Raw genomic sequence first — 10,984 nt, 5'->3', positions numbered from 1 at the left:
CGAGGAAAACGACTTCGAAGGCCCGAAATCCCAGCTCTCGATCGTAGACGATGGTGCTCCATCGTCGGTCTGTCGGGAAGCCCCTCGGGTGATACCCGTTGCGACCTCCCGAATCGTAGGGGGGTCGAGTTGCACCTCCTCGACGGACTCGGACAGCGAAATCCCGTACTCCACCTCGACCGGTTCGTCATCGAGCGGCTGCTCTATCGAGGCCCGCTGGGGGGTGATATCCCCCGCATTCGGCCCCTTTTCGGGGTTGAAGCAGACGGCCTCGATCGGGAGCGACGCCGGGAACTCGTCGGTGACGTGGACGGTTGCCGGCTGCTCGCCCGTCGACCGTATCGTGAGCGTTACGACGACTCCTTCGTCTTTCGTCGTGAATTCACGGCTCACGACGACGTTTTCGTGCGATACTACTGTTTCGTCTGGGTGATTATCATCTCGTGTCATACCCCACCTTTCCCATCCTTCACAACATCTCGAACATACATATAGCATGGTCAGCTTTTTCACTACCTGAAAACTCCCTTCGGGAAGCCCGTCGTTCACAACGGGTTACCGACGATACTGAACGGTACCAGGAAGCACGTATCAGCGGGTGGTTCAGCGGATAGTAATACGATGGACTAACGTGTGCGAGCAGTTCGATGCCAGTCCCCACCTAGTTTGATATGTGGGTGGCAATATCTACCACTATGTCTTGGCGAGAGGCCGAACGGGAGTACACGGACGAGGTGATCGGGGAGACGACCATCCCGCGGCTGTTCTTCGATGCGGTCGACCGGTATGGTGAGGCGACCTGCCAACAATATAAAGGGGGTATCCACGACCGGGCGCTGGTCGACGGCGGTATCGTCGCCCCGGCACCCGACGGGGCGTACGCCGACCTCTCGTATCGTGACGTCGCCGATATCGTCAAACGGCTGGCCGTCGGCTTCCGGGAGGTTGGCGTTGCCCCGGAAGACCGCGTGAGCATCTACGCCGATACGCGTATGGAATGGGCACAGGCCGACCTCGCGCTGATGTCGGCGGGGGCGGTCGTCACGACCGTCTACACCGAATCGTCGGTCCCCCAGGTGGAGCATCTCCTCGATGACCCCGATTCGACGGGCGTCGTCGTCGAGAACGCGGAGTTGCTGTCGACCCTTGCGGCCGCCGAGGACGCCACCGATATCGACTTCGCCGTCCTGCTGGAGGCGGGCCCGGTCGAGACGGCTCTCGAGGCCGACCTCTATACGCTCGACGAGGTCTACGAGATGGGTGCCGACGTCTTCGAGTCGGGCATGGTCGAATCGTGGGTCGACGACGGCGAGTGGACCGACCTCGCGAGTCTGGTCTACACCTCGGGAACGACGGGCGACCCGAAGGGGGTCGAACTCACCCACAAGAACTGGCGGAGTTGCATGAATCAGGTGCGCAAGCGCATCGGCCCCCGCCCCGACAAACCCGAGGGGGTGCCGGTTCTGGAAGCGGGCAAGACCTCGCTCGCTTTCCTGCCGCTTGCCCACGCCTTCGAGCGGTCGAACCACTTCCAGAGCCTCGGGTCGGGCGTCACCCTCGCCTACGCGGGCAGTGCGGACACCATCGCCGAGGACATCGAGTTGGTCAAACCGGAGTTGGCCGCCGCCGTCCCCCGGGTCTACGAGCGCATCTACAACGGCATCCGCGAGCAGGCCGGTTCCTCGCCGCTCAAAAAGCGCATCTTCGAGTGGTCGGTCGGTGTCGCACAGGAATACGACCGCGCCGACAGCCCTTCGGCCGTCCAGAAGGCGAAACTCGGCATCGCCGACCGCCTCGTCTTCTCGCAGGTCCGGGAGGCCCTCGGCGGCAACATCGAGATGTTCATCTCCGGCGGCGGGTCGCTGTCGGCCGACCTGGCGCGACTCTACCGCGCGATGGGTATCACCATCGTCGAGGGCTACGGCCTCACCGAGACGGCCCCCGGCGTCTCCTTCAACCCACCCGAGGACATCCACATCGGGACGATGGGGCCACCGCTGGTCGACGTCGAGGTCCGCCTCGACGACGAGGAGGTCGACGAGTCCACGAAAGAGGAGATCGACGGCGAGGTCGGCGAGTTGCTCGTCAAGGGTCCGAACGTCTTCGAGGGCTACTGGAACAACCCCGACGCGACCGACGAGGCCTTCGACGGCGAGTGGTTCCGGACCGGCGACATCGTCACCCGCGACGATGACGGCTATCTGATCTTCGTCGACCGCCTGAAGAACCTCCTCGTGTTGGATACGGGCAAGAACGTCGCACCCGAGCCCATCGAAGACGAGTTCGCCACCTCGCCGCGGGTCGACCAGATTATGGTCGTCGGCGACAACGAGAAGTTCATCGCTGCCATCGTCGCACCGAACTTCGAGGCGTTGCGGGACTGGGCCGACGAGGAGGGTATCGACCTCCCCGAGGACCCCGAAGACGTCATCGAGACAGATGCGGCCCGAACGTGGGTCGACGAGGAAATCGACCGCGTCAACGAACGGCTTGCGAAAAACGAGCAGATCAAGGAGTTCCGACTGGTCGCCCAGGAGTGGACCGCCGACAACGACCTGCTGACGCCGTCGATGAAGAAGAAGCGGCGGAACATCCGGTCGGCCTTCGAGGAGGAGATCGGAAGCATCTACGGTCGCGAAGCTGCCGAAGCCGAGGCAACGAGTGACTGATACGGACCGTCGTAGTCCTTCATCGGTCCTCGCCAGTACGGGTCGGTGATGACCGATACACGGTACAACGATTCGCAGGAGCGTCGGCCCTCAAAAGTTTCCAGCGGTGAGCCGAACAACTTGTTTAAAAAGCTGGTGGCCGAACTAGACTGTACTACATGGGCCGGGACGACACGTCGCCGTTTGCGGAACTCGGCCAGCGACTCTTCCGCCGGGCGGTCGAAGCCTCCGGGCACTCGGTGTATTTCACTGATACCAACGGCGTCATCCAGTACGTCAACCCTGCCTTCGAGGAGATGAGCGGCTACAGCGCCGAGGAGGCCGTGGGGCGGACGCCGCGCATCCTGAAATCGGGGGAACACGACGACGCGTTTTATGCGGAACTGTGGGACACCATCCTGTCTGGCGAGGTCTGGCGGAACGAACTCATAAACGAGCGGAAATCCGGCGAACGGTACGTCATCGACCAGACCATCGCCCCTGTCGAGGAAGACGGCGAGATCACCCACTTCGTCGCCACCAACGTCGACATCACCGACCAGCACGAGTACGAGCGCCGCCTCGAACGGCAGAACGAGCGGCTCGACGAGTTCGCGTCCGTCGTCAGCCACGACCTCAACAACATGCTGACCGTCGCCAGCGGCAATACCGAACTGGCGACGGAGACGGAGGACTGCTCGTATCTGGACCGCGTCGAGCAGGCCCACGAACGCATGGAGGTGTTGACCGAGGAGTTGCTCTCGCTCGCTCGCTCCGGCCAGACCGTCGAGGAGCAAGAGCCGGTATCGCTGGCCGAAACAGCCAAACAGGCATGGAACACGACGGCGACCGCCGGGGCGACGCTCGTCTGCGAGAACGCCGACGTCGAGATCCTCGCGGACCGTGACCGACTGGCGCAGATGCTCGGGAACCTGTTCCACAACGCCGTAGAGCATGGCTCTACGAGCCCTCGCTCGCGGGCTCGCGAGGATGCCGTCGAACACGGTTCGACGAACCCTCCTTCGCGAACTCAGGAGGACGCTGTGGAGCACGGCTCTGTTGCACAGACTCCGCAGGCGCCCAACGTTGCCGTCGGGGACGCTACATCCCCCGACGATGGCGGAAACGAACCGGACGATCACCTAACGGTTCGCGTCGGCGTCGAAGGCGACGGGTTCTACGTCGCCGACGACGGTACCGGCATAGACCCCGCCGAATGGGAGTCGGTCTTCGAGAAGGGCTACACCACACGCGAAAACGGGAGCGGCTACGGGCTCACGATCGTCAGGAACATCGTCGGAGCCCACGGCTGGGACATCGACGTGACCGAGAGCCGAGACGGCGGCGCGCGATTCGAGATTACGGGCGTCGACATCGACGCCTGAGGTTGGTTCCTACGTCTTCTCCAGCAGGCCTCGTCGTTGACGTCCACCCGGCGCTAACCCACGACGAGTACGCTTTCGCGTACCCGGCCCGAACGCGGTGGATTCCGAACGATAAATGAGGTCTACGCTGCCACGAGTCTCCATGAACCGAGACGCCTTTCGGACCGTCGTGAAAGCCGCCATCACCTACGACGGGCAGGTACTCATCGGTCAGAAGGAGGCCGTCGACGACCATCCCATCGGCGGCGAGTGGCACCTTCTCGGCGGGCATCTCGCCTTCAACGAGGACGTCGAAGCGGCAACGAGACGGGAGGTCGAAGAAGAGACCGGCCTCGACGTGACGGTCGAATCGCTCATCGACGTCATGACCTTCGCGTGGGGCGCTGACGACGAGAAGAACAGTCTCCAGATACTCTCCCACTGCCGGGCGGAGACGACGGATGCAGTGGCGGCCGACGACCTACAGGCGGTTCAGTGGGTCGACCCTGACGAACTCACAGCGTACCTCACGGCGGAGGAAGCCGAGCGGGTTCGGACCCGCCAACGACAGCGAGTGTTCTTCGATAGCCTGTCGGAACAGTAGCGGCGGGCCCGTCTCCCGCCGTCTATTCCTCGGCGAACGCCTCAGGGTCGGCGGCCGCTTCGGCCGTCCGAACGGCGGCGACGTTCTCGGCGACGTCGTGGACGCGGACGATATCGGCGCCGCGCTCGGCGGCGATGGCGCTGCCGGCGACAGTCGAGGCTAACCGTTCCTCTGGGGCGCCGTCATCGACCAGTCCGAACATGGATTTGCGGGAGTGGCCGACCAGGATCGGACAGCCAAGCGCGCGGAACTCGTCGACGCGACCCAGCAGTTCGAAACTCTCGCCGGCGGATTTCCCGAAGCCGAGGCCGGGGTCGACGATGATCTGCGAACGGTCGAGACCGGCTTTCTCGGCCAGCAGGACGCGCTCGGTCAGCGCGTCGATGGTATCGGCCACGACGTCGTCGTACTCGATGTCGGCGCTCGGGTCGACCGGCGTCTCGATGGAATGCATCACGACGACCGGAACGTCGTAGTCGGCGGCGACGAGTCGCATCTCGGGGTCTTCGAGCCCCGAGACGTCGTTGAGGATGTCGGCGCCGGCGTCGAGGGCCGCCCGGGCGACGTCGGCCTTCCGAGTGTCGACGGACACGAGCGCGTCGGTATCGGCCAGCGCCTCGACGACGGGCACGACGCGATCGATCTCCTCCTCGACAGGCACGGGTTCGGCACCGGGTCGAGTCGATTCACCGCCTACGTCGACGATGTCGGCGCCGGCTTCGACCATCGATTCGGCCTGAGCGACGGCGTCCTCCAGCGTGTCGTAGCGGCCACCGTCATGGAAGGAATCGGGCGTGACGTTGAGGATGCCCATGACGGCGGTGCCGTCCTCCCACGGATAGCCGCCCGTTTCGGGTCGATACTGGATGCCCAGCGCCTCTCGAATCTCGGTACCGATGGCGGGGAGGCCGTCGGGTTGGCCCTGCAGTTTCTCGCTGAGGCGCTTGAACTGCGAGAGGGTCCCCATCAGGACGATGTCGACCAACTCGCGGTCCTGTGCGTCGAGGCCGGAGGTGGCACATTCGCCGCCTATCGAGAGCAGTTCCTGCTTGAGGTAGTCGGCCTGCCGGCGGCGAACGCGGGTCGCCAGCACGCGGTGGACGCCCTTGCCGCGCATCCGGTAGACGCCGCCTTCGGTGACGTTCGCACCCTCGAGTACGTCGGCGGCGGTTTCGATGTCCGGGACGCGCTTGGGGACGTACTCGCGGGTCCAGCGGCGGCGGGCTTCGGCGACGACGAACAGCGACCCACAGACGAGGACGGCGTCCTCGGGGTCAGCGTTCACTATGGCGGTTTCGACCGCGTTGGTGACCGATCCGACTGCGTCGACGCTGTCGGCGCTGTCCTCGAAGACCGCTGCCAGCGCATCGATGGATTCGGCGCGCTCGAAGTCCGGCCGGCAGGTGTAGACGTGGTCCGCATCAGGGAGCGCGGCGGCCATGCCGGTGTGGTCCTTGTCGCACATCGCGCCGAAGACGAGATGTAGCTCGTCGTAGTCGAACGTCGAGAGAGTCTCGGCGACGCCCTCGCAACTGCCGGGGTTGTGTGCGCCGTCGAGGACGACGAACGGCTGTTGCTCCATGATTTCGAAGCGGCCGGGCCAGTAGGCGTTCCGCAGGCCGCGTTCGATGTCCTCGACGGCAACGCCGTCCATCTGTCGGGCCAGCGTCGCCGCGACGCCGGCGTTGCGGGCCTGATAGGATCCGAGCAAGGCGAGGTGGGTGCTCGCTGCCCAGTCTTCCCCTGCCAAATCCACGGCCTGTTCGATGCCCTCGCGGCCGCGGTCGGTGACACGCACGTCGGCTTCGTCGTCCTCGCCGACGCGAACCACGTCGCCGGCGACATCCTCGACGGCGGCCAGCACATCGCCGGTCGTTGCGGTGACGAGGGGCTTGTCTTCGGGTGCGACGGCGGCCTTGTCGCGGGCGATCTCCTCGACCGTATCGCCGAGGATGTCGGCGTGTTCGAGCGTGACGCTGGTGACTGCGGCGGCCTCGGCGTCGACGGCGCTGGTGGCGTCGTGCTTCCCGCCGATGCCGACTTCGAGTACTGCGATGTCGACGTCCGCGCGGGCGAAGGCCCAGACGGCAAGCGCCGTCGTCGTCTCGAAGAAGGTGGGCGAGTGGCCGTCGGCGGCCTCGTCGGTGACGTAGGGTTCGACCGCCTCGACGAACTCGCGGACGGCCGCCTTCGACACTTTGCGGCCGTCGATGCGGACGCGCTCGCGGATGTCGTCGAGGTGTGGCGAGGTGTAGAGGCCGACGTCGTAGCCGGCTTCCCGGAGGACGCGTTCGACCATGCGGGCGGTGCTGCCCTTCCCGTTCGATCCGGCAATCTGGACGGCGCGGAGGTCTTCATCCGGCGCGTCGAGATGATCGAGGAGGCGCCGCGTCGACTCGACGCCCGTCCGCGGCGAGTATCGGCGGAGGTCGAACAGGAAGTTCGCCGCCTCGTGGTACTCCATATTCTAGCGATTGTGGGCGGCCGCTTTAGCGTGTCGAACCACGATACCGGTCGCTCGACCGTCGTAGCGCGCGGGTTGGGATTATAAATACTGGCGTCCGTGGTCCGACTATGGTTTCCAATACCCGACTGTACGGGGCGTCCATCGCGTTCGTCTCCGGCCTGTACTCGCTGTGGAGCGCGTCGATGGCCTCACGAATGGTGACGAGTAGCTGGCTCATGGGCCTCCTCGGCGTCGTCGTCATCGTCCACGGGGCCGCCCTCCTGACGGACTACGCCGAAAAACTCGGTGGTGCGAGCGGCCCGCTCATGATCGTCTATTCGGTCCTGATGCTCCTCAATCAGGCGCTTCTCGGCACGGGCGTGATGGACGACGGCAGCGGGATGGGAATGAGCGATGGGATGGGTGGGAGCGCGATGACGGCCGGCATGGGCTGGGATGCCGGAATGGTCGCCCTCGCGGTACTGATGCTCGTCAGTGGCGTCATCATGACGAACAGTGAGTCGACCGATTCGAAAGGCGGTATGTGACCGCGCGGTCAGTAGAATTCCTTCTCGACGTCGCGGACCGCCTCGATACGCTTCTCGATGGGCGGGTGGGTCGCGAACAGCTTTTCGAGGCCGCCGCGGTCGCCGCCGAAGATAGCCAGCGCGGCGACGTCGGAATCGAGGTCGGCGTCCCGGCCCTTGCCGGCGGCGCTGATCTTCTGGAGGGCACTCGCCATCGCGTCGCCACCGACGTGGCGGGCGGCGTCGGAGTCGGCGACGTACTCACGGTAGCGGGAGATGGCCAGCACGAAGACCATCGTCACCGACTGGACGAGGATGGAGGCCATGTAGCCGATGATGATGTTGCCGATGCCGCCCTCTCGGGAGAAGGCGATGGCGAAGTAGGCCGCCAGCCCGAGCATCGAGGCGATAGACTGGCCCATCACCATCGTGATGACGTCGCGGTTGTCGATGTGGGCTAGTTCGTGGGCGAGGACGGCTTCGAGTTCGTCGTGACTCAGTGTACGGATGAGTTCCGTCGAGACCACGACCGTGCCGGCGCCGCGGCGGCCGACAGCGAAGGCGTTGGGGACGCCCATCTGGGCGACCATCAGGCGCGGCTTCTCGAGGCCCATCTCGTCGGCGATGCGTTCGACCGACCGATGGATCTCGGGATAGCGGTCCTCGTCCATGTCCTCGGCGCCGGAACTGCGGATCGCGGCCCACTTGCCGAACTTGTACTGGAAGCCGGCGAAGGCGATCGTGCCCAAGAAGACGATGGGCAGGCCGATGCCGTAGACTTCGACGGCGATGATGGCGACGAGCGCATAGAACGCGAACAGCACGCTCCCGACGAACGCCATCCGTGCTTTGAGTCCGATATGTCGCATACGTCCGCCGGTTAGGGATTTCGGCGGATATGGCTTCCGGCCCCCGTGCTAGCAGGTGGCGTGGACAACTCACAATACATAAGTTGGTTCGCGTCGCTTTCTCGCGTATGCGAAGCCACGTGCTCGTCGGTGGGTCGCCAGCGACTACCCGCGAGCACGCCGGTTCGGTCGCTTTCTCCAAAGGCAAACGTCCGTAGGCAGGTCTTCGGCGGGCGTGGCGCCCCCGTCGGAGGTCGCTTCCGGACGCACCGCCTTCGACTACCGACCCCCCAGACATCACCAATGACACACGACACGTTCACCGGCGTCTTCCCTGCGATGACGACGCCGTTCCACGATGACGAGAGCATCGACCACGAAACCCTCCGTGACCACGCCCAGCGACTCGAAACTGCGGGCGTCGACGGCCTCGTGCCCGTCGGCACCACCGGCGAATCGGCGACGATGACCCACGACGAACACATCGACGTCGTCGAGACGGTCATCGACGCCGTCGACGACGTCCCCGTCATCGCCGGTTCCGGCTCGAACAACACCCGCGAGGCGCTGGAACTCTCCGAGCGCGCGGCCGACGCCGGCGCCGACGGCCTGCTGCTCATCTCGCCGTACTACAACATCCCCGAACCCGACGGGATGGAGCATCACTTCCGGCAGATCGCCGACGCCGTCGACCTGCCACAGATCATCTACAACGTCCCGGGCCGGACGGGCCGAAACATCGCCATCGAGACGGCCGTCTCGCTGTCCGAACACGAGAACATCGTCGGCTACAAGGCCGCGAGCGGCGACCTCAACCGCGTCAACGAGGTCATCGAGCGCACGCGCCACGAGAACTTCGCGGTGCTGTCGGGCGACGACGCCCTGACCCTGCCCGTCATCGCGCAGGGTGGCTCCGGCTGTATCTCCGTGGCCGCCAACGTCGAACCCGAGCGGACGGTGGCGCTGGTCGGCGCCGCGTTAGAGAACGACTTCGACCGCGCCCGCGACCTCCAGTACGAACTCGGCGACCTCTTCCGGACGCTGTTCGTCGAGACCAACCCCATCCCGATCAAGGAAGCAATGGAGATGCGGGGCATCCACTCTTCGACGATGCGGTCGCCGCTGTCGCCGCTCCAGCCGGAGAACCGGGAACGCCTGCGTGAGGTTCTGGACGAACTGGAACGATGAAACTGGTCGTCATCGGCGCCACGGGCCGGACCGGCACCGAGATCGTCGCCGAGGCCAGCGGCCGCGGCCACGACATCGACGGCATCGCCCGTTCCGAGGATTCCATCGAGGACGTGCGGGTTCACACCAACGACGCCCTGCCCGGACTGCTCGAAGACGCCGACGCAGTCATCGACTTCACCGTCCCGGACGCCACCCGCGAGTACGCCGAACTGGTCGCCGAGGCCGGCGTCCCCTACGTCGTCGGGACGACGGGGTTCGACGAGCGAGGTCTCGCCGAACTCCGTGAGGCCAGCGAGTCGACGGCGGTGCTCAAGGCCTCGAACTTCGCGAAGGGCGTGCAGGCGCTCCTGAAGGTAGTCGAGGCCGGCGTCGAGGCACTGCCAGAATACGACATCGAACTCACCGAGACCCATCACAACGGCAAGCGGGACGCCCCGTCGGGGACTGCGAACACGGTCCTCGACGTCATCGACGAGGCTTGGGCGGCGCAACGCGCCGCCGGAGAGTCGAGCGGCGATGAGCCGCGAGACCGCGGGGAGGAACTCGACCGGACCCACGGCCGCGAGGGAGAACACCTGCGTGAGGAAAACGAGGTCGGCGTCCACGTCCGCCGGGCCGGCAACGTCCGCGGCGAGCACGAGGTCCTGCTCGCCGGTAACGACGAGGTGCTGACGCTGACCCACCGCGCCGAATCCCGGCGCGTCTTCGCCGCCGGCGCCGTCGATGCGGCGGAGTGGCTGGCCGGCAAGGACGCCGGATGGTACGACTTCGAAGACGTGCTGTAGGTCGCGTTTTATCTGGCCGTCGGTGGTGCGACGGACGCGAGGGGAAGACGATAGCCGGCGTCACTACCGGACCAGATCGACGCCGGTGAACTCGAAGCGTGTTCCTCCGTCGCTTCCCTCTACGATCTCGACTTCCCAGCCGTGTGCCTCTGTAATCCGCCTGACGATAGCTAGCCCGAACCCGGTTCCACCGTCCACCGACGTGTGTCCGGGTTCGAACACCCTCTCTCGTTCGTCCTCCGGAATACCGGGTCCGTCATCCTCGACGTAGATTCCGTATTCGTCGATCCGGCCGACGCGGACGGTCACGTCCGCCCCACCGTGTTCGATCGCGTTCCGGAAGAGGTTCTCGAACACGTGACAAAGTCGACTCCGGTCGCCTTTAATCGTGATCTCGTCTTCGATTTCGACGGTCGCCTCCTCGGTCGCAGCGGTTTTCCAGCACGACCCGATGAGGTTGGTCAGCTGTATCGGCTCGAAATCCGCGACGACCTGCCCTTCTCTGGCGAGTGTTAGCGTATCCGAGATGAGTCCCTCCATCCGGTCGAGGGCCTGAACGATAGGTTGGAGA

10 protein-coding genes are annotated in these 10,984 nt (G+C 65.1%); 6 read left to right on the top strand and 4 right to left on the bottom strand.

Annotated elements, in window-relative coordinates:
• On the bottom strand, positions 1-513 hold a 513-nt coding region (locus V5A53_RS09270), incomplete at its 3' end, for a hypothetical protein (protein WP_332313322.1).
• Positions 514-695: 182 nt separating this feature from the next.
• On the opposite strand from V5A53_RS09270, the gene V5A53_RS09265 reads away from it, so the two are divergent.
• The 3 genes from V5A53_RS09265 (at position 696) to V5A53_RS09255 (ending at position 4,616) form a co-directional block, all read left to right on the top strand.
• Positions 696-2,669, top strand: a complete 1,974-nt coding sequence (locus V5A53_RS09265) for an AMP-dependent synthetase/ligase (protein ID WP_332313321.1) — start codon at positions 696-698, stop codon at positions 2,667-2,669.
• 158 nt (positions 2,670-2,827) lie between these two features.
• On the top strand, positions 2,828-4,033 hold the full coding sequence (locus tag V5A53_RS09260) for a two-component system sensor histidine kinase NtrB (protein ID WP_332313320.1): 1,206 nt from the start codon (positions 2,828-2,830) through the stop codon (positions 4,031-4,033).
• Positions 4,034-4,175: 142 nt separating this feature from the next.
• A complete protein-coding gene (locus tag V5A53_RS09255) occupies positions 4,176-4,616 on the top strand; it encodes an NUDIX domain-containing protein (RefSeq protein ID WP_332313319.1) in 441 nt (146 codons plus the stop codon).
• Between the two features lie 22 nt (positions 4,617-4,638).
• On the opposite strand, the gene folP is transcribed toward V5A53_RS09255, so the two are convergent.
• Positions 4,639-7,080: a dihydropteroate synthase gene (folP, locus tag V5A53_RS09250; protein WP_332313318.1), complete on the bottom strand. Its 2,442-nt coding sequence runs from the start codon at positions 7,078-7,080 to the stop codon at positions 4,639-4,641.
• Between the two features lie 110 nt (positions 7,081-7,190).
• Between folP and V5A53_RS09245 the strand changes: the two genes are divergently transcribed.
• On the top strand, positions 7,191-7,610 hold the full coding sequence (locus V5A53_RS09245) for a hypothetical protein (protein WP_332313317.1): 420 nt from the start codon (positions 7,191-7,193) through the stop codon (positions 7,608-7,610).
• An 8-nt stretch (positions 7,611-7,618) separates the two neighbouring features.
• Here V5A53_RS09245 and V5A53_RS09240 read toward each other — a convergent pair whose 3' ends face one another.
• On the bottom strand, positions 7,619-8,458 hold the full coding sequence (locus tag V5A53_RS09240) for a M48 family metalloprotease (protein WP_332313316.1): 840 nt from the start codon (positions 8,456-8,458) through the stop codon (positions 7,619-7,621).
• A gap of 282 nt (positions 8,459-8,740) precedes the next feature.
• Between V5A53_RS09240 and dapA the strand changes: the two genes are divergently transcribed.
• Both dapA and dapB read left to right on the top strand, forming a co-directional pair.
• Positions 8,741-9,625 carry a 4-hydroxy-tetrahydrodipicolinate synthase gene (dapA, locus tag V5A53_RS09235; protein WP_332313315.1) on the top strand — a complete coding sequence of 295 codons (885 nt, stop codon included), beginning with the start codon at positions 8,741-8,743 and terminating at the stop codon, positions 9,623-9,625.
• Positions 9,622-10,413 carry a 4-hydroxy-tetrahydrodipicolinate reductase gene (dapB, locus tag V5A53_RS09230; RefSeq protein ID WP_332313314.1) on the top strand — a complete coding sequence of 264 codons (792 nt, stop codon included), beginning with the start codon at positions 9,622-9,624 and terminating at the stop codon, positions 10,411-10,413. The genes dapA and dapB overlap by 4 nt, the downstream gene beginning before the upstream one ends.
• 63 nt (positions 10,414-10,476) lie before the next feature.
• Here the strand turns inward: dapB and V5A53_RS09225 are convergent.
• Positions 10,477-10,984: sensor histidine kinase (locus tag V5A53_RS09225; RefSeq protein ID WP_332313313.1), on the bottom strand; the 508-nt coding region annotated here is incomplete at its 5' end.

This window comes from Natronomonas sp. (assembly GCF_036625485.1).
Lineage (GTDB): Archaea > Halobacteriota > Halobacteria > Halobacteriales > Haloarculaceae > Natronomonas.
The sequence above is the reverse complement of the archived record's forward strand: the minus strand, read 5'-3'. Positions and strand labels throughout refer to the sequence as shown.